The 21,470-nt window shown below is 43.6% G+C and carries 17 protein-coding genes; 16 read left to right on the forward strand and 1 reads right to left on the reverse strand.

All coding sequences use genetic code 11. The features are described 5' to 3' along the window. The first annotated feature begins 20 nt into the window (after positions 1 to 20). From DWX43_RS16945 to DWX43_RS17020, 16 genes are all read left to right on the forward strand, one after another. Positions 21 to 2,771 (forward strand): hypothetical protein, encoded by a 2,751-nt coding sequence (locus DWX43_RS16945; protein ID WP_118621148.1) that lies wholly within the window; start codon positions 21 to 23, stop codon positions 2,769 to 2,771. Positions 2,772 to 2,858: 87 nt separating this feature from the next. Further along, positions 2,859 to 3,752, forward strand: a complete 894-nt coding sequence (locus tag DWX43_RS16950; protein WP_118621149.1) for a hypothetical protein — start codon at positions 2,859 to 2,861, stop codon at positions 3,750 to 3,752. A gap of 157 nt (positions 3,753 to 3,909) precedes the next feature. Next, the gene (locus tag DWX43_RS16955; protein WP_118621150.1) at positions 3,910 to 4,344 is read left to right on the forward strand and encodes a hypothetical protein; all 435 of its coding nucleotides are present in this window, start codon (positions 3,910 to 3,912) and stop codon (positions 4,342 to 4,344) included. Positions 4,345 to 4,547: 203 nt separating this feature from the next. Continuing rightward, positions 4,548 to 5,069, forward strand: a complete 522-nt coding sequence (locus DWX43_RS16960) for a hypothetical protein (RefSeq protein WP_187370894.1) — start codon at positions 4,548 to 4,550, stop codon at positions 5,067 to 5,069. 16 nt (positions 5,070 to 5,085) lie between these two features. Then, positions 5,086 to 5,682, forward strand: coding sequence for a hypothetical protein (locus DWX43_RS16965; RefSeq protein WP_118621152.1), 597 nt, complete (start codon positions 5,086 to 5,088; stop codon positions 5,680 to 5,682). Then, positions 5,666 to 6,232, forward strand: a complete 567-nt coding sequence (lepB, locus tag DWX43_RS16970) for a signal peptidase I (RefSeq protein WP_182440746.1) — start codon at positions 5,666 to 5,668, stop codon at positions 6,230 to 6,232. The genes DWX43_RS16965 and lepB overlap by 17 nt, the downstream gene beginning before the upstream one ends. Positions 6,233 to 6,258: 26 nt before the next feature. Continuing rightward, positions 6,259 to 8,886 (forward strand): YfhO family protein, encoded by a 2,628-nt coding sequence (locus tag DWX43_RS16975; RefSeq protein ID WP_118621154.1) that lies wholly within the window; start codon positions 6,259 to 6,261, stop codon positions 8,884 to 8,886. Position 8,887: 1 nt separating this feature from the next. Next, the gene (locus tag DWX43_RS16980; RefSeq protein WP_118621155.1) at positions 8,888 to 11,098 is read left to right on the forward strand and encodes a WG repeat-containing protein; all 2,211 of its coding nucleotides are present in this window, start codon (positions 8,888 to 8,890) and stop codon (positions 11,096 to 11,098) included. A 2-nt stretch (positions 11,099 to 11,100) separates the two neighbouring features. Next, complete coding sequence (srtB, locus tag DWX43_RS16985; protein WP_118621156.1) at positions 11,101 to 11,889, forward strand: class B sortase; 789 nt, start codon at positions 11,101 to 11,103, stop codon at positions 11,887 to 11,889. 22 nt (positions 11,890 to 11,911) lie between these two features. Beyond that, positions 11,912 to 12,979, forward strand: a complete 1,068-nt coding sequence (locus tag DWX43_RS16990; RefSeq protein WP_118621157.1) for a hypothetical protein — start codon at positions 11,912 to 11,914, stop codon at positions 12,977 to 12,979. Between the two features lie 23 nt (positions 12,980 to 13,002). Beyond that, on the forward strand, positions 13,003 to 14,535 hold the full coding sequence (locus tag DWX43_RS16995; RefSeq protein ID WP_118621158.1) for an NAD(P)/FAD-dependent oxidoreductase: 1,533 nt from the start codon (positions 13,003 to 13,005) through the stop codon (positions 14,533 to 14,535). 13 nt (positions 14,536 to 14,548) lie between these two features. Further along, positions 14,549 to 14,986, forward strand: a complete 438-nt coding sequence (locus DWX43_RS17000) for a GtrA family protein (protein ID WP_118621159.1) — start codon at positions 14,549 to 14,551, stop codon at positions 14,984 to 14,986. 28 nt (positions 14,987 to 15,014) lie between these two features. Continuing rightward, complete coding sequence (locus tag DWX43_RS17005) at positions 15,015 to 16,574, forward strand: glycosyltransferase family 39 protein (RefSeq protein ID WP_118621160.1); 1,560 nt, start codon at positions 15,015 to 15,017, stop codon at positions 16,572 to 16,574. Between the two features lie 32 nt (positions 16,575 to 16,606). After that, on the forward strand, positions 16,607 to 17,575 hold the full coding sequence (locus DWX43_RS17010; RefSeq protein WP_118621161.1) for a glycosyltransferase family 2 protein: 969 nt from the start codon (positions 16,607 to 16,609) through the stop codon (positions 17,573 to 17,575). A gap of 28 nt (positions 17,576 to 17,603) precedes the next feature. Then, entirely contained in the window at positions 17,604 to 18,146 is a 543-nt protein-coding gene (locus tag DWX43_RS17015; RefSeq protein ID WP_118621162.1) for a hypothetical protein, read from the forward strand. Positions 18,147 to 18,231: 85 nt separating this feature from the next. After that, positions 18,232 to 20,616: an NlpC/P60 family protein gene (locus DWX43_RS17020; protein ID WP_118621163.1), complete on the forward strand. Its 2,385-nt coding sequence runs from the start codon at positions 18,232 to 18,234 to the stop codon at positions 20,614 to 20,616. A gap of 256 nt (positions 20,617 to 20,872) precedes the next feature. Here DWX43_RS17020 and DWX43_RS17025 read toward each other — a convergent pair whose 3' ends face one another. Then, positions 20,873 to 21,175: a helix-turn-helix transcriptional regulator gene (locus DWX43_RS17025; protein WP_182440747.1), complete on the reverse strand. Its 303-nt coding sequence runs from the start codon at positions 21,173 to 21,175 to the stop codon at positions 20,873 to 20,875. Positions 21,176 to 21,470: the final 295 nt, after the last annotated feature.

Here is a 21,470-nt window from a genome sequence, read left to right on the forward strand (position 1 = left end):
AGGATATGGAGGAAAGACACATGATTGACAAAAGAAAAGAGTATCCGTTTTGGTATCGGTATATAGCAGGAACAGTGGCACTAATTCTTTTGGTTGGATGCGTTCCGCTTACGTCAGCTTTTGGCCTTGGTAAAGATAATAAGGAAGAACCTACCCGACTTATTTATCAAGAGGATGGAATGGTTGAAGAGTATGCGCCCACACAAGACGCAATCGCTTCGTGGGAGATGGGGTTTCATGAGTTCAAAAGCCAACTGGAAGATGAAGGATATGAAAATATATGTAGTGCTTTTGATACAAACAATATGGTTTATGTGGGCGGTGAGAATATGGATGAGATTCCGTTATATGTGAAAGAAGGAGATAAGAATAACGGAATTCTAAATCCTTATGACGGGCAAGGAGGAGAACATTACATATGGAGATGCTGCTTAGGAAAGAAATTAGTAGAAAGTCAGGGGGGAAATGAACGAGAGGCATCGGAAGAGCAGTTCTGGGTGAGAAGTGATCAGAAGATACTGCTTTCAAAATGGAAGGACAATTTTGATCAGGTTACAAATGAAATTGACGCCAAGCAGGCTAACGAATCACAAGTTAATGACACGCAGAATGCGACTCCATCAGAGTTGGACGAGGGTAGGCCCGTGCTTTTTGATCAGAAAGATATTTATTATGCTGGAGCCGAAGTGGTTTGGGATCAGTTATACACAGGACTAGAAGTGAGACCAAAGCCAACGGTCACTTGGGATGGCGTACCACTTGTAGAGAACATAGATTATACAGTGTCATATAGTGATAATGTAAATGTGGGAGTGGCATCGATTATAATAACCGGACAAGGTAATTATGGTGGCGTCAAAATATGGAAGTTTAATATTGTGTCTGCATTGGATATATGCATAGCGGATGGGCCGGAACAAGGTCCGGGGATGATGTATATTGGGTCAGAAGTAGGACCAGGGATAAAGTTGACTTGGGATGGCGTACCGCTAACATTTGGGGTGGATTATACACTGACTTATAGAGATAATGTGAATGCGGGATACGGGACAATTATAGCGAAAGGAATAGGACGCTTTACGGGCGAAAGACCACCAATAAAGTTTTGGATTGCCCCTGCACGTATGTATGCGGAAGTCAATGTTCCAATCATTCCAGATCAGGTTTATACAGGAACAGAGGTGAGGCCAGATCTAAATTTAACTGGTTACGGTACTAATAGACCGCTAATAGAAGGGAAGGATTATATAGCGACCTATAGTAACAATGTGGACGTAGGAACAGCAACGATTACAGCGGAAGGAAGAGGCAACTATGAAGGTACGCTGACGATTAACTTTGAAATTATTCCTACGGATGAATGTCTGTTCACACTGGATATTAGCACTTGCGAAGTGAAGAACAATATGGGTGAAATAATTGCTTCCCCCACAAAGGAGTGCGTAGGATATCAATATGAATATAATAAACTGTGTGATGTGTGTTATATTTTACCGGATTTGTTTGAACAATGTAAGATATCTTCTGAAGGACATTCCCATCAGCTTGTTGTTACAGGCACTAATGATATGAGTGGAATATACATATCAGCAGGGAACACGAATGTAATAATTGATAACTTACAAGGTGGAGTTTTAGATCCTCGGTTATACAAAAGCCTAACATTTGAAGGAAATAATTTTTTAAGAAATCCTGTTGAAGCTAGTACGACTTTAACAATTGACTCTGAGGGAGAAGTGATTCTAGCAGATGGTGCAACTGTTGCTGTTGGAACTGAGAAGAAAGATGAAACACCAATCATAAACATGGATGGTAAGTATATCTATGACAAGGTGAGAATATTAGACCTTATCATGGATAAAGAAGTAGAGAATGATAAAAATTTGACAATTGGTGGAAGGACAGTAAAGATCCCATCGGGATGCTCACGTGTAGCAGTTTTGGATCAGCCGGACGGAACATGGCTTAATGGTAATGTTTCCATCATGGAGGACGACGAAAAATATGTTCGTGGTTTCGCGGAGAGAACCTCAGACAGTAGTTATGATACCGCTTACAGTGACGGAAATCTTTACGGAGATAGCTTTGGTTTGACAGGCTGTGATAGCGTAGCCTCTGGATATGGTCTGTATCAGGCCGTTCGGTTATCGAATGTTGTGAAACAACTATCCATCAGCATACCAACTAGAGTTGTATTCAATGTATATACAAATGGCACTGAAGAAAGTGACTACGGATTTTTGGCAACAAAAGGCGAGGTGAAAAATGAAAGCTATAAATATGAGGACAGCTATACATATACAGAGGGTACGGTATCTAAGACTATTGATTTTGGTAAAAGCTATCAGGGAGTAGATGTACAGTATGCAGGTATTGAAGTCAACACAGATAAGAATAAGGATAATCAATATATTCTTCGCGAATATGGCAAGGTAGGGAAGGAAGTAATGGATGCGCTTTCTGACAGTAAACCTATCGTTTGTCTGGAAGCAAATGGTACAGGCAGCACGGAAGGAACGGTTCTCTTAGATGAGATAAGTGCGCCCACAACGCCTGTTGCATGGTTTACAGCCAAAGAAGCGCAGGTAAGTGGCAACACAGTGATACCGGGAATATCTACACTACAGTTATCCGTGCCTAAGATATATCGCGACGCGGCAGACAATCATGAAACGGATATCACAAGATGGTATCAGCAGCCCAAGGAAGTGGTAGAAGATGGGATGGTTCTTCGGGGATACCACAAATTAAAACTGCATTTTGAGTTTTAATGCAGAATAAAAGGATTAATCACCGTAGTGTGTTAATCATATATGTAGCCTAAAGGAGCAAAAACAAAAAATAAGGAGGAACAGAAGATGAGAAAAATTAAACAATTTGCAGCCCTTGGATTAAGTGTTGCTATGGTGTCAGCGATGGCAGTTGGGGTACATGCAGCAGATAACCGTTTTGTAAATGAAAAAGGAGAGGGGAATACAAGGGTAGAAGGAAGTGCCAATATTGATGTGGATGGATATTTGACAGCGGACCCTATCGTTGACCCAAGTGGTTCTCTAATTGAGCCGACGGGTCCATCACTCAGCCAGTCAGAAACCAGTGTACTGGTTCCCACCCAGACTACAGATTCAGCAGGTAATCCTACGTCAACATTGGTGCCGACTGCAACGGATGGAAACGGACCAGTGGATTCAAATGGCAGTCATGTGTCATGGGGCGATGAGTCTACAAAAAACACTACACAGCTGATCCTGACCGCACCTACCAAACTTTCGTTCCAGGTAGCCGGCAGAGGTACAGATGCAAATATTATGACGGAATCTACAGGTAAAAATATAACAGGAACCATTGTAAACCAGTCCTGCTATGTTGATGAAGACTTAATGGTTGTACCGAAAACCGTTGCTGTAAAAGGAACTGCTACAACCGTAGGCACACCAGCCTTTAAGCTGATAGCTGATACGGATACGCTGCCAACAGATGCTACAGCTGTTAAGGGTGTTTATTTATGGCTTGGAAATGAAAAAGTTGATTTTGCAACTATGACTACACAGCAGGAAGTAGGAACACTTGCAAAAGGTGAAAAAGCTGTAGCTGCTAACGGTAAGTGGGCAGTACAAGGAACTAAGACACCGATTTCATTTATGGATAAAAATGGTAAAGCTTCAGACGTATCCACTTCTTTTGCAAGCGGTTATGATGGTTCAAACCTGAAGACAAACTACAACGTTAACATGGTATATTCTGTGAAATAATTTACAGTTATCAATTAGGCTACTACATAATACAGGGAGCCGGATAACCGGCTCCTTAGTAAAGAGCTGAAACAATAGTGATGTTTTAGTTTTTTACTAAGGGGAAACATCCTGTAGAAGAAAATCTATAAGTTTTACTAAAAGAAGGAGGGCGCATATGCATCGGGAAATTACAGGTAAGCAAAAAAGAAAGATATATGGAGGTATTTTATTTGGCATTATAGCGGCAGTCATGATCAGTGGTATATGGATGAAGAAAAGCGTTTATGCGGCTGATCTGGATAGGCAGATAAATGAAAGGACAGACGAAAACAATCCTACAGATGTGCAGGGGGATTTGGACATAGCAGGGGAACTGCAAAATGAGACAGCCCAGAGTAGTGCGGCATCTTCTCATACACAAAACTCCAGTAATGCCACTGCCTCCTCAAAAATCCCAACAAACGGTGTTGGAAATGGGATTATTGATCAAGTGTCCAAAAATGCCAAAACAGGTGATGTTTTCAATGGAAGAAATATTGTGGTTTTATTAGCGGCACTTGGAGTGCTGGCCGTGCTTCTGAATTTTAGGAGAGAGAAAAAAGAAGAATAGTGTTATGTGACAAGGGAAAAAAATGGATAAGAATCCTTGCGGTTTTTATCTATTTTTTTGCAGAAAGAAGGGGATAAACCATGCAGGATGACAGAAAATTATCTGTACTGGAACAACTGGAACAGGAATTTGAAAATGAAAAATCATCCTCTAGCAGTCCAAAACGGAAGGGAAAAAAACATAAGATACTGCTGCCTGGAGGCATGAGAAAAAAGATTAAAGCTGTATTCCCATCCAAGAAGGGAAAAGTTTTTATAGGAGCCATGACTGCAGGAGTAGTGGCACTGGTTATTGTAGCTTCGGTTCTGGTCAATGCGTCCAGATCAGGTAATGACAGGATAAAAGATGGGATGCCAGATTTTTTAATGGCGGAAGAAAAGGAAGAATGGAAGAACAAAGAAACGGATTTAAACGAAATTTATATCTATATTAACACTTATCTGGAAGTAGAGCAAGACGGTACCGTGAGTCTCCGCCTTGCAAATCCCCCATACTGTGCTTATCCCATCAGGGTATCAATCTGTAGTACGAAAAATGAAGAAATTGTTTATTACAATTCGAAGATTCTAAAACCAGGGGAGAGCATTGAGAAAGTTCAACTTGAAAACGTCCCGAAAGAGCCGGGAAACTATCCATCAACGATCCAATATAGTTTTTATGAGGATGATGGAGGGAAGGAGTTGATGGGAGAGCATACAGTCAGTGCAGAATTGATCATCAAATAACTAGGAGGAAAAAGTAATGAAACTGGAAGAACTGAACAAAGCATTCGAGGAGCAGGTTTCCAAGGAAGAAACTGTAGAGGAAGTGCCGGAGAAGAAACGAAAAAAGAGATGGATCATTCTGCTGGCGGTGGTGCTGATGCTAGGATGTAGTGCTTTTGCATTGAACCAGCAGTTCAACCACTCGTCTCTTCCTGATGCGAAGGAAGTGGAAGTGGCTGAAGGAGGGCTGATCGCGGAAATACCGGATGACATGAAAAAAGGCGAGTATGGTGATCTGCTCCAGCAGAAGATAGATGATTCTATGTTTACCATTAACGTCAGGTCTACACCTGTTTTTACCAATGGAACAGCCAGGGGAACCATTGACATCGTCAATAACCCCAGCAATAAATTTCCATGCATGGTTGTCCTGACCTTGGACGAAACAGGGGACGAGGTCTATCGCTGTGATGATCTGATCTATCCGGGCCAGTATATCAATGAGATCCGGCTGGAACAAAATCTGAAAAAAGGAGCCTATCCTGCAACACTTACCTATTATGTGTATGACGAGACAGGGGAGGAAAGTGTAGGTATCATCAATGCGGGGATTACCATTGCCATCCAGAATTAAAAAGAGAAAATACAAAAAACAGGGAAAGTACATTTTAAGCAGTATGGTTTATTTTTTACTCGAAATGCTGGCGCTTTTCTTTTTGCTGCTGATCTTCAGTTATGTGATCGGAGGGCAGGTGAGAGTATTTGGCGTAAGTATGACCCCCCGGCTGGTGGAGGGGGACCGTCTGGTCTACAGAAAATTATCCTACGAACCCCAACGGGGAGATGTCGTGATCTGCAGGACAGGGAAAGGCTTTGAGTATGAACTGGTTAAACGTATCATCGGGATTCCCGGAGATAAGATAGAGATCGATGCTTCCAGCGGGTTAGTCCATGTAAATGATGAAGTCCTGGATGAGCCATATTGCAGCGGGGGCACCTATCTGCTGGGTGATATCAGTTACCCCCTTACCGTCCCGCCAGGGCAGTATTTTGTCATGGGGGATAACAGGCAGGAGTCCATAGACAGCAGGTACAGTGAGATAGGAACCATTGAGGAAGACAAGATTGACGGCCAGGTGATCTTCAGAATCTATCCATTTAATAAGATCGGAAAAATAGATTAACACAGGAGAAAGGGCATAGAAAACATATGGGAAGATTACAGATAAAGGAACGCTCCGCAGACAACAGGATATGGAAGGAACATAAGGCATGTATGCTGGCTTTTTCGATACTGCTGCTCCTTTGGGGGGGCATCATGGTCTATATGCGGTATGCACCTTTCGGCAATAATTCACTGCTTCAAAATGACGCGATCCATCAGTATTATCCCCTGATGGCACAGTACCGTGACAGATTACTGTCTTCTGACGGAATCTTTTATTCCACTGGGGGCGGCCTTGGATTTAACTTCTATGGGTTGTGGACATATTACCTCTCGTCACCGCTTAACCTTGTACTTGTGTTTTTCCCGGTGACACAGGTTGACAGTGCCATGAATCTGCTCATCATATTGAAACTCATCCTCAGTGGAGTGACCTTTGCTTATTATCTGGAACAGAGAAAAGAGCGCAGTGAACTGAAAATGGTTCCTTTTGCATTGGGTTATGCGTTGTCGACCTTTATGATTGGATACTGCTATAACATCATGTGGATGGATACTCTTGCCCTTTTTCCTGTGATCATGGCGGGGATGGAAAGCCTGCTGAAAAGAGGGAAGTGGAAGCAGTACACGGTTACGCTGGCATTATCTTTGTGGTGCAGTTTCTATCTCTCTTTTATTGTATGTTTGTTTTTAGTTCTTTGGTTTCTGCTGTACAAACATCCGTCCTTCAAAGCATTTATGAAAAAGGGGGTACATTTTGCAGGGTGCTCCGTGCTGAGTGCAGGGCTAGCCTGTGTTGTACTATTGCCTGCATATCTGGGTATCGTACAGTCACAGGCCAAAACAGCTTTCCCGGAATTTGAATGGATGGGACAGTTTTCGGAAATTTTTGCGAGTAAAGAAGGAGGTATTTTTGTTTTTTCCAATCCGCTGTCGTTGAACAATGAGGTCGCTTATCAGGCAAATCTGTACTGTGGTGTCTTTGTTGTAGGGTTTACCGTTTTATTTTTCCTGGCGAAAGACATTGCGTTTTTGCAGAAAGTAAAGGCAGGATGGTTCCTTGCCCTGTTTATTCTGAGCTTTAATAATCAGGCGCTGAACTATATATGGCACGGATTTCACTATCAGGTCGGAATCCCTAACAGGTTTGCATTTCTGTTTTTGTTTTTGCTGCTTTTGTTTTCTTATGAAGCACTGTTAAGAATCAAAACTTATAAGGCGTGGCAGATCATTAGTTCCGGAGTGGCAGCTTTGGCTATATATGGGATCGCTTTTTTCCAGCAGAAAGAAAATGTTACGAACAAAATGCTGTACTGTACACTGATTTTTACTGTGGTATATATGATACTCCAGTTATTAGTTAAATATGAAACAGATCTCAAAGGTTATATGCAGAACCTTTTACTTGTTTTTATGTGCTTGGAATTATGTGCCAATGCTCTTGTAAGCAATAGACTTCAGGTAGGGGTATGCGCAGATAATTTTTACAGGGAGAAGCAGGATACGCAGCAGATGGCGGACACGCTTGCAGGGAATCCCTACAGAGTGGAACTGTCCAACCCAACGGTAACTAATGAGGGGATGGCATATAACCTGCAGGGAACGGGGCTCTTCAGCTCTATGACAAATCCCAATACCATTAATCTACTGCATAATATTGGATTTTCCACTAGCAGCAATTCCTATTTGCCGGCCGGCTCAACGCCTGTTCTGAATACACTATTTGGTATCCGGGATTATCTGGTTCTGGGTACTGATGCGAAGCGTCTGGACTACAGATATAAGGAGAAAGACACCATAGGAAAAGTAACCGCCTATGAAAATGAGCAGGTGCTTCCCATTGCCTATCTGTGCGAGGATACGGTTTCTGCCTGGGATTCTATGAAAGGAGATTTTTTCTTGAACCAGATGGAACTGTTGAAACTGATGACAGGAAAGAACTACAAGGTATATACCGAACAGGAATATGAATTAAAGGAGAGTAATGATATTGAAGTATCACCACTCGATGAGCATCAGCAGTTTACCTATCTGGCGGCAAAAGGTACCAGAAATGACCATGTTGTGTTCGAGGCAGCTGCCGATACGGATGAGGATCTGTATTTAAGACTGCAGGCGCGCTACTCCAATAAAACAAGTATTTATGTTAATGATAAGGCCATTGCCTATAAGGATCTTAGTTCTTCTTTTTATCACATCGGTAACGTGAAAAAGGGTGACAAGATCAGAGTCGAGATCGGCATCCAGGAGAACTCTGCAACTTATGGGATGATCAGCATGTCCATGTATGCTTACCATCAGGAAGTGATGGATGAGGTTTATAAAGCATTGGATGAGGGAAGAATGAAGATCACACAGTACAGGGACGGATATCTGAAAGGAAAGGTTACCGTAAGGGATCCTAAAAAAACACTGTTTACCACGATTCCTTACGAAAAAGGCTGGAGTGTCTATGTGGATGGAAAAAAGCAGAAAGTGCAGACTGTTCAGGGGGCTTTCCTGAAATTGGAGCTAAAGGAAGGGACCCATGAAGTGGAACTTATCTATGAGGTACCAGGTATATGGTCTGGAGCTATCTTGACGGCAGTCAGTGTCTGCATTTTTACAGGGATCGTATTGACGGCAAGAAAGCGGAAAAGACAGGCCGAAGAGGGCAAGAGAAAGGCTGTGTAAGATGAAAGGACGAATAAGTGAACAGATATCTCTGAAAAAGAGAAAAATGTATAGGAGAACAGTCTTCCACTGGCTTTTATTTTTAGCTGTCATTTTGCTCTTAAGCCGGTTAGCTCTGTTTTTGAACCAGAATAGAGTGAACTGGCTGGAGGGGAGATACACCAAGGTGACATTGTCACAGTCAGGTGAACGGATCGTAGTCGTAGATTCCAAGACCGGGCTTGCAGGGGCACTGGATCTGGACGGGAAAGAAGTGATCCCAGTGGATAGTGAAGTGTTTGATCCCTGGGACGGTTCCCTGATCAATGGCCTGCGCCAGGAGGGGAATCTGTTCTGGGTGATCAAAGACAATAAGGTTGGGATCGTAAACGAAGACAATAAAGTTGTGATCCCTCAAAACTATGGATACCTGGAGAAAACCTATGAGGATCAGTTTATTGCAGGAAACGGTCAGATATCGGATTCCATAACCAGCGGTGGTGTATACACTTACCAGAAATATGGCGTGATCAGAGAAAATGGCGGTGAACTGATCCCTCTGGAATATGATTCCATGAAGACACTGGATGACGGAAGGTATGAAGGGATCATCAAGGAGGATACCCGTACTATAACACGCACCTTCTTTTCCAGTGGGAATATGCAGACGGAGAAGATAGAAGAAAAGGAAGAACCCAAAGATGAGGAAGAGCCCGAAGCAGATACCAAAGCTGAAGCTGAAACCGATTCGGCGGAACAGGAAGAAACAGAAGGGGGATCGGCCGTCGGGGAGACACAGAACGGAGAAACAGGAAATGAAGGTGACGGAAGTGGATCAGCCAGCGTGGAAACAGGAAATGGAGATAACGTAGGAGAAGAAAAACCACCTGTGGGTGAGGATTCCGGAATAGAGGATTATGATGGCCCGGGTATTGATTCCGATATTCTGCATTATTATGTGACAGGAGACAGTACCAGGCTTCATCTAGGCGGAAACGTGTGCACACTGGAAGACGAGTATGAGAATGTGCTGGTTACTTTTGAAGGAAACAGGGTAAAGGAAAATATGCCTCAGTTTTCTAACCGGAACCAGCTGGTCATCGATGAAGGCGAGGATTTTTACCGTGTCTATAACGCATCTTCCGGGGTGATGCTGTGCGATGTCAAAAAAGAGGCAGACTGTATCGTGACAGACCGTTTTATTGTATATGAACAGGCCGCCGAATACATCGTTAAGAACTATAAGAATACGGAGATCTTTCGGACGGAAAAGGGAACGGATGATCACTTCCTGAATTCAAAAGAGGAACAGGCACGCTTTATTTTTCAGAATGCCTACTTTGTCTATCAATCAGATGGAGGAAGGACACTGATCACCAACAGCGGAGTCGTGGTTGCAGAGGGTCTGGACAGTATTTTATTTAATGATGAAAACAACGATAAAGAGAAGGCGGAGGAACAGATCTTTATCTGTGAAAAAAATGAAAAGTATGGTGCCTTTAATGCTGCCGGGGATAAGATCCTAGATTTTATATATGAGAATGCAGAGTTTTTTAACGGACATGTAAACGCCCTACGGATCAAACAGGAGTCAGGGAAGGAGGGAATCGTTGATTATACCGGAAAAGTGATCATTCCATTGGAATATGACAGTGTTGGGTACGGAAATTACATTGAAGAGGCAGGCAATGCGTCAATCGTGGAATACCAGCTTATCAACTCCAGGCTGGACAGCTATTACGGCAAGCAAGGAAGCCGGATCTATTATCTGGATGAAGAGGGAAATAAAACGGAAGAAGTCCAATATGTGAAGACGACAGAAAATGGCAGGGATCTGAATGATTACCTGACATTAAATAAGACACCAGAAACGCCAAAGGAATACAGCACAACGGGTAATATCCTGGTGATGGACAATGCCTATAGCGGAAGCGCCGGCTTTGGCCGGAGCAGGATATATGAAAATGTGGAGCAGAATAAGATCCGTTTTCTCTTGATTGATGAGAACAGCAGTAAAATTGGTGTTTTTGAATATTATTTCGGGGACTTTACATTCATGGGATATCAGCATTGGATCTGGTACATATGGATGCTGGGCAGCCGTATCTTTCTCTTGCTGCTTCTGGCTTGGATCGTGCTGAAACTGCCATATGAAGAGATAGCGGACAGGTTTTATTTCTTCAGGAAGGATTTCACGAGAAAGAAAATGACAAAAAAGAAGAATGGGAAATAAGGATGGATAATAGAAAATCTCCAGTGGTCAAGATACTGACGATTTTTCTAATGACTGTTGCATTATGGGCAGCTTATCAGCTGTATAAAGACCACAAGAAGTATGAGAGTGCAGATCACCAGTATGAAGAACTGAAGCGGAGTGTTACAGAAGGGGGGGAGAAGTTACCTATGCCTAAAAAAGAGGGACAGAAGAAGTCAGAAACTTCGGGGAGAAGTTCCCCCATTTCGGTAGATTTTAAAAAACTCCATGCAATGGATGGCGGAAGCAATGTTGTGGGATGGATTTATGTGGAAGCATTGGACATAAGCTATCCAATCATGCAGGGAGAGGATAATGATTATTATCTCCACAGAGATATGGCAGGAGGATATGCAGTATCCGGAAGTATTTTTTTGGACAGCCAAAACAGTGCAGACTTTTCGGATCAGAACAGTATCATATTCGGACATAATATGGCGGATGGAAGCATGTTCGGACAGATGAAAGAATTTTCCATAGGGACTGCATTCCAGACCAGCCCTTACGTATGGATACTTACGGAAGAAAAGGAATCATGCTATCAAATATTTTCGGCTCAGGTTGTGGAAGTGACCAGTGAATGCTACACATTATATTCCGAACCGGATGCGTATTATGTGGATTTCTTAAAACGGATGCACCTAAACTCGGGAATTGACACCGGAGAGTGGAAATTCAGGGAAACGGACAAGATTGTAACCTTATCTACCTGTAATGGCGATGGGAGTGCAACGACACGGTATGTGGTGCAGGCAGTAAAGATAAATTAAGCACAGGAAGGAGATATACAGCATGAAGAAAGTAAATTTTACAGAGGAGCGTCGGGGATATGACAAAGCCCAGGTGGAAAAATATATATCCTTGCTCCAGTCAGCTGTAGAGGAACTGGAAGAAAATGTAAAGAAAAAAGAAGAGGAATGTACAGATAAACAGCAGGAACTGGCGAAGGCTGTATCAGAGAACAATAGGTTAAAACAGGAAACAGTATCAAAGGATCGGGAAATTGCAAAGGTGAAGGAAACGATGACAGTTCGGCTTTCCGAGTTAAGCGGTGAGTGTTCCAGAAAAGAGAAAGAATTGTCAGACATGAAAAGCAGGGTTGCTGGATTTCAGGAAACCATAAAGCAGCTGCAGGAGCAGGCCGATACAAAAGAGACTCAGAATCAACTTCTGACGGATGAATTGAAAAGGATCAGGGACAATCTTTTGGAGAAAGAGGGTACCGGCCATACTGAAGCGGAGCAGGATACAAACATAGCAGCATTGTTCTCTCAGCTGGAGGACATTACCAAGGAACGGGATGCACTGAAAGAAGAATTGCGAAACAATAAGGAGTCCTTCGGAGCAGAGACGTCCTCGATGCAGGGGATGGAGGAGCTTTTCCGCCAGGCCAAGGAGACGGCAGATGCTTATGTGAAAAATGTCCAAAGTCAGGTACAGAAGGACCGAGATCATATCGAGCAGGAAAATAAAAGACTGGTTCAGGAAGCCAACGAAGAAGCAGCGAGGATTCTGGAAGAGGCACGCTTAGCAAAACAGACGGAACTGGATGAGAAGCTGTCCCAGCTTACAAAGCTGGAGGCGGAAAAGAAGTCGGAAGCCGCAGAATTGATACAGAATGCCAATGATGAGCTGGAAAGCGCCAGGATGGAAGCAGAGGGGATTCGGAACCAGGCAAAACAGATATTGGAGCAGGCAGAGAAGCGGCGTGAAAGGATCCTCATGAGGGCCCGCGAAAAAGCCGAAGAAGTATCTGGTCCGGTAAGGGAGAATTGCGACAAGATGAAAAAAGAGCTGGAAGAAGCGGCTGAAAGATTCGCAGAATTTTTCAAAAAGCTGAATCTAGAGGATATTGAATAGAAGATACCAAGGAGGACGGCAAATTGCAGAAGGTAGTGATCATAGGGGCCGGACCGGCAGGACTGACGGCGGCATACGAATTATTGAAACAGTCCAAAGAAAATTATGAAGTGACGGTCCTGGAGGGTTCGCAGTACATTGGCGGTATATCTCGGACGGTTCAGTTTGAGGGAAACCGTATGGATATCGGCGGACATCGCTTTTTTTCTAAGGATCAAAGAGTAATGGACTGGTGGAAGAAGATTCTTCCCCTGCAGGGGAAACCTGCCTATGATGACAAGATTCTGCACAGGGAGCGGCCACTTGCCAAAGGTGGGCCGGATCCAGAAAAAGAAGACTGCGTGATGCTCACTAGACAGCGTGTGTCTCGCATCTATTATAATAAAAAATTTTTTGATTATCCCATTTCCATGAAACCTCAGACATTCATTAATATGGGGTTTGTCCAGACGATAAAGGCGGGGATAAGCTATCTTCTTTCCTGTATACATAAACTGCCGGAGGATTCTCTGGAGAATTTTTACATCAATCGATTTGGGAAGGTTCTGTATTCCATGTTTTTTGAGGGATATACGGAAAAAGTCTGGGGACGGCATCCAAAAGAGATATCGGCAGACTGGGGATCGCAGCGGGTAAAGGGACTCTCGATCATGGCGCTTATCAAAAACTTGTTTTCCTCTGCGGAAAAAGAAACTTCTCTTATTGAAGAGTTCTGGTATCCCAAATATGGTCCCGGACAGTTGTGGGAATATGTTGCAGAACAGGCCGAACAGATGGGCGGCACAATCATAAAGGGAGCAGAGGTAAAAGAGGTGATTCTGTCAGGCGACAAGGTCACTGGTGTTGTTTACTTTTCAGGGGAAGAGAGAGTTGTAAAAGCGGCGGATTATCTGCTTTCCTCCATGCCTTTAAAGGATTTGGTGTGCAGCATGGGAGAGGCAGTTCCACGAACTATAAAAACGATTGCAGAAGGACTGCCATACCGAGATTTCGTTACTGTAGGCCTCTTGGTGGACAGGCTGGAATTAAAAAATAAGACCTCGATGAAGACATTGAACAATATCGTCCCGGACTGCTGGATCTATGTACAGGATGTAGGCGTGAAGATGGGACGGATCCAGATATTTAACAACTGGTCTCCCTATCTGGTAAGGAAAATGGAGAACTATGTCTGGATCGGGCTGGAATACTTCTGTACAGAAGGGGACAGTTTTTGGGAGATGGGGGAAGAGGAATGTATCAGTTTTGCTATTGACGAGCTGGTATCGATGGGAATCATTTCCGGTTGGGAATCTGTAAGGAATTCACACCGGGAGCGTGTAAAGAAGGCGTATCCGGCATATTTTGATACCTATAGTCAGATTGATGAGCTGACTGCCAGCATGAATACATACCAGAACCTTTACTGCATTGGAAGAAACGGACAGCACAGATACAACAATATGGACCACTCTATGGCAACCGCCTTTGCAGCGGTGGACCATATCCTGAACGGCGGGAATAAAGCGGCCATCTGGGATGTCAACACTGAGAAAGAATACCATGAGAAAAAATAGGGGGTGAAAGAACATGAGACAGCTTCTGGTACAGATCTTAAAATTCGGAGCAGTCGGAGGGATCTGCTTTTTCCTGGACTACGGGCTGCTTGCTTTTGCTACGGAGTGCCTGGGGCTGCATTACCTGATTTCTGGATTTATTTCCTTTACCGTATCGGTGACTGTTAACTACCTGCTAAGCAGAAAATTTGTTTTTGCAATGGGGCAGATGGAAACACACAAAGAATTCATCCTCTTTGTGATATTGAGCGTGATTGGGTTAGGGATTAATGAGGCCTGCATGGCAGTATTGGTAGAGCTGGCTGGAGTCCATTACCTGATCTCTAAGATCGCGGCCACAGCCATTGTGATGGTTTATAACTTTATCAGCCGCAAGATGTTAATGGAAAACAAGGACGGCAATATAGCAGAAGAAAATGCATCATGCTGCAGAGGAAAAGAAAAGCAATAGAAGAATATGCTAGAAGGGGCTTGAGAACATGCAGAACAGATCCATTCCGAAAAGTAAAAATAGCACACAGCTGAGAGGTATCACAGGCATTTTTTTGATAGTTATGGTTTTTTGGGCGGTTTCATCTGTAGAAGCCTTGCACGGATTAGTATTTCGGTACCGTCTTTTTATCCTGATGATGGGAATCCTGCTCGTAGCCTGTGTTTTTGGATACCGTTTATGGGAAAAGAAACTTTCAGAAGCAGAAACAGTCATGGGAATCTTCCTGCTGAGCCTTCTGGTAAGGGGGATGCTGGTCCTCATCCTGCCCTACAATCTGGCGCAGCATGACACACATTTCTTCGGGGCATGGGAAGGGGATGCTATAGGCAGCGGGCATTTTGGCTATATCCAGTATCTGATGAAATTTGGAAAACTGCCGGACTTTGACCCCAGGCAGGTGTGGGGATTTTATAACCCGCCTTTTCACCATATCCTTTGCGCTTTGTGGATGAAGTTCAACCATCTGCTCGGGCTAGGTTATGAGGCCTGCGCAGAAAACCTGCAGATACTCCCTCTGCTTTACACAAGCATGACCATTTATACAGGGTATCGGATACTGAAGGAATTTTCTCTGAAGGGGAGGGCTTTGTATTTCTCCTTTGGGCTGCTGGCATTCCACCCAATGTTTGCCATCCTGAGTCTTTCTATGAATAACGATCCTCTCTCTATCCTATGTTCGGTGGTGGCAGTCCTGTATACCGTTCGGTGGTACAAGGAACAGAAGATGAGTTATATCCTGTGCATTGCACTTGCTGTTGGACTGGGGATGCTGACGAAGCTTTCTGTGGGACTGCTTGCGCCGGCCATCGCATTCGTATTCTTGATGGTGCTGTATAAGCGCAGGGCAGAAATCAGAATCCTGATGGGGCAGTTTGTATGTTTTGCCGTTGTCTGCGTCCCTCTTGGACTGGCATGGCCTGTGCGCTGCAAACTCCTTTTTGATATCCCATTTAATTATGTACAGCCGCTGGGGGAGGGAGACATGTGGCAGTTTGTGGGAGATTATAACCTGTGGCAGCATCTGGGAATTCCTTCCCTGACGCCAGTTCTCAGAAATCCGTGGTTTACAGGGGTTCCGGCGGACCAGCATAATATCTGGCTGGAGATGTTCCGGACGTCGGTACTGGATGAGTGGACCTTCCAGCTTCCCCATAAGCCTTATATTCTGCTTGCCACCGTACTTGTGCTGTGTGGTATCCTTCTGGGACTTTTGACATGCATCCTGTTCATACGGATGTTATTAAAAAAAGAAGTTATGGACAGAACCCTGAAGGGGATGTTCGGTATTGGCTGGTTTGGACTGATCGGTTCCTTTGTGAAATTTACGTTTGATTATCCGTTCATCTGCAGCATGAATTTCAGATATATAGTTCCCACACTGTTTTTTTCTGTGCTGGGGACAGGTATCTGGCTGAAAGAGAAGCGCACCAGAAAAACCGGTACAACTGCGGTGATCATGTTGGGAATTGTATTTATGATATTATCTCTTGCGTTGCTTATGGCCTATTGTCTGCTGTTTGCACAGTCCGATGTCCAGAACTTATAGAATTTGATTTATATAGAAGGAGGTGATGGAGAATGTGTGCGATATCTGTTGAAGAGAGAAAGACACCTTTATGCAGCATCGTGGTGCCTTGTTATAACGAGGAAATTGCACTGCCGATTTTTTTCCATACCCTGTTGCCGATCATAAACGGAATGACAGAAAAGCATAGGACTCTGGATTGGGAGATTTGGATCATTGATGACGGGAGTGTGGATGATACGCTGAAAGTAGCAAAGGATTTCCATCAGAGGGAAGAGCGTATCCATTATCTTTCGTTTTCCAGGAACTTTGGCAAGGAAGCGGCAATCTACGCCGGCCTCCAGAATGTCCGGGGGGATTATGTGGTGACTATGGATGTGGATCTGCAGGACCCGCCGTCCCTTCTGCCCGATATGTACCGGGCAGTGACGGAAGAAGGGTATGACTGTGTCGCCACGAGAAGGGTAAGCCGTAAAGGGGAACCAGTGGTCCGTTCTTTTTTTGCAAGGCGGTTTTACCGATTGTTAAATAGAATTTCCAACACAGGCGTGGTAGATGGGGCACGAGATTTCCGCTTCATGAAACGGCAGGTAGTGAACGCCATTCTATCCATGAAAGAATATAACCGTTTTAGTAAAGGAATCTATGAATGGGTTGGATTTAAAACAAAATATTTGGAATATGAGAACGTGGAGCGTTCGGCAGGACAGACAAAATGGTCTTTTTGGAAGTTGTTCAAGTATTCAATAGAAGGAATTGTTGCCTTTTCAACAGCACCCCTTGCAATCGCATCGGTGGGAGGTATTTTCTTATGCATGATTGCCTTTATCATGATCGTTTTCTTAATACTTCGGGCGCTTATGTTTGGTGATCCAGTGGCCGGATGGCCGTCTATGGCCTGTATCATCATCTTTCTGGGAGGTGTCCAGCTGTTTAGCTCAGGGATTTTAGGCATGTATTTATCCAGGACATATCTGGAGTGCAAAAAACGTCCACTTTATATCATGCAGGAATCAGAATGATAAAAAAGTTTATTACATGGAGAAGAAAATGGGACTGACAGAAATCGGAGAGCAGTATAATTCTTGGCTGCTCATGCAGATCACACAATTAAAAAAGAAGTGTAGACGGGGGAGTGTGCTGTTGATTTGTTTGAGTCTAACAAACCTGATATGCATAGCTGCGATTATATGGCCAAAGCCACGCGAGGCATCGATGATAAACATTAGTGTCAAGATCCCTACTGTAAGCATAGAGAAGGAAAATGAAATTACTTGTGAAAGTTCCATCCTTGTAACGAATCAGACAGCAGGGCTTATGCTGCATATTCCTTCTGAGAAAAAGGGGAAGTACCAGGTGTCTTTATATATAGAAGAAAAGCTTGTCTATCAATCGGAGGAATTATATCCAGGAACCGCGGTATCAGCTGTAACGCTTACAAAACAATTAAAAAATGGAGAATACCAGGGTGAGATTGTCATACAAAACGTGAAGGATACAAAGGAAAAGAAGATGAAAAAGGCAATAAAAGTTTACTGTTTTGGTAAGACAGAAGGTCAAGATCCTCAGATTGTAGAAGGTGGAAGAGGATGAATTTTGGGAAACGCTGGAAGAGAAAATTCTGGTGGAACATGGGATTATGTGAACATTTTTAAGAACTAGGAGGAGGTTAGGAAAAATGCATTATAGAAAATTACTACATCGTGGAGGTGCTGTGGGACTGGGAATCTGTATTTGTTTTTCCAGTGTGTCTTTCAATGTAAATGCGCTTAGTGGGACATCCGCCTATTCAGAAACAACAGCATCCGGAGAACAATCAGAGGTGGTGCCGGACGATACACCGGAGGAAATGCCTTCTGAACAACCACCTTCTCTGCCGGCCGAACCTCCTGCTGAACCTCCAGAAGAGACTTCTCCGCCAGAAACAACAGAGCATCCGGAAGAAACGCTTCCCCCAGAAATTCCGGAGGAGACGCCGCCGGCAGAAGAACCGGAGACTCCAGCAGATACACCATCAGTGGATAAAAACGAAGGCCCAACGGGAACCCCGTCGACAGAAGAAATAACCGATACGCCATCTTCTGAGCCCCCTATTGAACCGGAAAAGAAAGAACTGCCTGCAGAAAACAAATCGGATTATACATCAAACGATGCGTTGATCCAAGACCAGGTGATCATTCAGGCTCCACAGGTGGAGGAAGACTTTCGGTTTGTAACAGTAGAAAAGGTATATGGCATTGCTAACAGACCCGTAGGTGTATATGAAGAGATGAGAGAGAATGCCAGGCAGGTTGGAACACTCTCAGAAGGGGATGTATGCTTTATCCTGAAAAATGAGGAGGGGTGGGGATATATTGAATCCGGTGTAGTGCGGGGGTTTGTTCCGGAAAAGGCCCTTGTCACAGGAGATGAGGCGAAAGCGATCGTTGATCGCAAAGAAGAAAAATATGCCAGTTATTCTCTGCAGCTTAAAGATATCCAAAGAAAAAAGGAAGAGATCCAAGAGCAGCAAGCAGAAACCGCAGTGATACATGATCCTGTAAAACAGAATCCAGGGAAGAGACAAGAAGGGACGCAGATAGGCGTTTCGGAGATGAAATGTCCTGACAACACTTCAGATTTAAAAGTGAAGATCGTTTCTTATGCTGTTGCATTGTCCGATCTTGAACGGAAAGACCAGGGATTGAAAAGTTACTCCATAAAGCTTGCAGATATTGTTTCACCCCAAAAAGAGAAAGTGACTGAAATGCCAGAGGCAAATATGAAGGAAAAAACCCCTTCTGATGGTTTTTGGCAAGCTCAGACATCTCCTAATAAAGAGATGAAACAGGAGGCGGCGGAAGAGGAGAAAAAATCCTCTTCGGACATCGCGCTTGATGAAATAGAGAAAAAGGAAAAACAACTTTTGGAAGAATGGAAGGAGAATCATGTTACTTATGCGACGGCTGTTGTTGAACCAATCCAGAATAAGGCTTTGGCTTATACAAGGACAACCACCCGTTCCACCGTTGTGGACAAGGTATCTGCAGTAGCCCAGGAGGATGTACAGATACTTGCAGAGGCAAAGGAAGATGCCGCGGCAGTGGGGCTACTTAAAAAGGATGGTATCAGTTATGTACTTGCAGATGAGGAAAAGGAGTGGGTATATGTAGAGTCCGGTGATGTAAGGGGATTTATTCCGAAAGAAATGCTTGCTTTAGGGACGGAAGCAGATTCTGTCATAACGGCTGTCGGAGAAGAAAATATGATAATGGCAGAAAAAACGGTAGAACCTAAAGATAATCCAGCTCTGTATTATACGCTAACTTCTATTAAAGAAGGAAAGATATCCAGTGCTATCCGGGAGTCAGTTATGAACTTCGCAAGACAGTTTATCGGAAATCCCTATGTATGGGGAGGAACCAGTCTTACAAATGGAGCGGACTGTTCAGGATTTGTCCAGACTATCTTTAATACTTACTATGGATACAGCCTTCCAAGGGTAGCAGAGGATCAGGCACAGTACGGCGAAAAGATCCGGGTAGAGGATGCCCTGCCTGGCGATCTGATATTTTATGCAAAAGCAGGCTATATCTATCACGTGGTAATGTATGCGGGTGATGGAAAAACGATAGAAGCCCAAAGTACAAATACGGGGATCGTGGAAGGAACTGTTAATGCTGCCGATGCTGTATGGGCAACACGTTTTATAGAGGATACAGATACCAGTACCATCCAGATGGTAAACCAAAAGGCCGAAACCCAGGATGCAGTCATACAGAACGCTTCTGAAGAACAGCTTGGGGAATGTCTGGGGAACTTTAAACTGACAGCATACTGCAATTGTGAATTATGCTGCGGCCAGTGGGCCGGCGGGCCGACTGCATCCGGAACAGAGCCGGCACAAGGAAGGACAGTTGCAGTAGGGGGGATCCCCTTTGGCACACAGCTGGTCATCAATGGTCAGGTCTATACCGTGGAAGACAGGGGAACACCTTATGGACATATTGATATTTATATGAACAGCCATGAGGAATGTGATCAGTTTGGCGTACAATCTGCGGAGGTATACCTGATGAAATAAAAGGAGGAAATTGACTATGAAAAAACTTACAAATGAAGTTGGGGTACCGGTGGCTGAAAATGAACATTCCCTAACGGCTGGGCCACGCGGTTGGTTAAGATGAAGGATGTGGGATATGGAAAGTTCAAAATGACAAAGAATATCATCAACTGATCAAAAGTGAATGGCTGCCGAAGGACATATATATGTCCTTCAAGAAGTGGATTTATCCACTTCTTGAAGGAACCAATAATGAAACATTGAATGAAAGACGAAATCATTCTATTGGAAGGTTTTCGGCATTTACTTCATAAGGCGGAACATTACAAAAGAATTCCGCAAAATCAACCTGATAAATTTGCTGTAAGGCAACGAGGTCTGTAACTTTAATGTTTTTATGATCGTTTTCAATACTCGCATAAGTATTCCGATGTATAGTGCTACCTATCAGATTCATTTTGCGGACAAGCTCCGATTTGCTGTAGTGGTGCTCCAGGCGCAGTCTGATAATGTTGTTACGAAAATTTTCAGAATTGGCTAAGATTTTCATGGTGGGGTCTATTTTCATATAATTGCTCATGTAAGATACACTCCTTCGTTTTTGGATGTTTAAAGGCATAACTTATATAAAAAGTATATCCAATTTTGTGACAGAGAGTAACGTCGAATGGCGTTATGGATTAAAATATAACGTTAACCAGCGTTGAAAATGACGTCAAATAGCGTTAAAAACACTTGTCGATGACAAGAAATTGTGCTAAAATAACGTCAGATGGCGTTATATGGGCAAATAAATAAGATGTAGATGAATTAGAACAGGACTATCAGTGGGGAAAGATGTAAACAACCTAACTAAAAAGGAAAGGGGAATTTAT

It is taken from the genome of Clostridium sp. AF19-22AC, assembly GCF_003479085.1.
GTDB lineage: Bacteria > Bacillota > Clostridia > Lachnospirales > Lachnospiraceae > Faecalicatena_A > Faecalicatena_A orotica.

Bases quoted from the DNA above. Each gene is read 5' to 3' on its own strand.
- DWX43_RS16945 (WP_118621148.1), top strand. From the start codon at position 21: ATGATTGACAAAAGAAAAGAGTATCCGTTTTGGTATCGGTATATAGCA.
- DWX43_RS16950 (WP_118621149.1), top strand. From the start codon at position 2,859: ATGAGAAAAATTAAACAATTTGCAGCCCTTGGATTAAGTGTTGCTATG.
- DWX43_RS16955 (WP_118621150.1), top strand. From the start codon at position 3,910: ATGCATCGGGAAATTACAGGTAAGCAAAAAAGAAAGATATATGGAGGT.
- DWX43_RS16960 (WP_187370894.1), top strand. From the start codon at position 4,548: ATGAGAAAAAAGATTAAAGCTGTATTCCCATCCAAGAAGGGAAAAGTT.
- DWX43_RS16965 (WP_118621152.1), top strand. From the start codon at position 5,086: ATGAAACTGGAAGAACTGAACAAAGCATTCGAGGAGCAGGTTTCCAAG.
- DWX43_RS16975 (WP_118621154.1), top strand. From the start codon at position 6,259: ATGGGAAGATTACAGATAAAGGAACGCTCCGCAGACAACAGGATATGG.
- DWX43_RS16980 (WP_118621155.1), top strand. From the start codon at position 8,888: ATGAAAGGACGAATAAGTGAACAGATATCTCTGAAAAAGAGAAAAATG.
- srtB (WP_118621156.1), top strand. From the start codon at position 11,101: ATGGATAATAGAAAATCTCCAGTGGTCAAGATACTGACGATTTTTCTA.
- DWX43_RS16990 (WP_118621157.1), top strand. From the start codon at position 11,912: ATGAAGAAAGTAAATTTTACAGAGGAGCGTCGGGGATATGACAAAGCC.
- DWX43_RS17000 (WP_118621159.1), top strand. From the start codon at position 14,549: ATGAGACAGCTTCTGGTACAGATCTTAAAATTCGGAGCAGTCGGAGGG.
- DWX43_RS17005 (WP_118621160.1), top strand. From the start codon at position 15,015: ATGCAGAACAGATCCATTCCGAAAAGTAAAAATAGCACACAGCTGAGA.
- DWX43_RS17010 (WP_118621161.1), top strand. From the start codon at position 16,607: ATGTGTGCGATATCTGTTGAAGAGAGAAAGACACCTTTATGCAGCATC.
- DWX43_RS17015 (WP_118621162.1), top strand. From the start codon at position 17,604: ATGGGACTGACAGAAATCGGAGAGCAGTATAATTCTTGGCTGCTCATG.
- DWX43_RS17020 (WP_118621163.1), top strand. From the start codon at position 18,232: ATGCATTATAGAAAATTACTACATCGTGGAGGTGCTGTGGGACTGGGA.
- DWX43_RS17025 (WP_182440747.1), bottom strand. From the start codon at position 21,175: ATGAGCAATTATATGAAAATAGACCCCACCATGAAAATCTTAGCCAAT.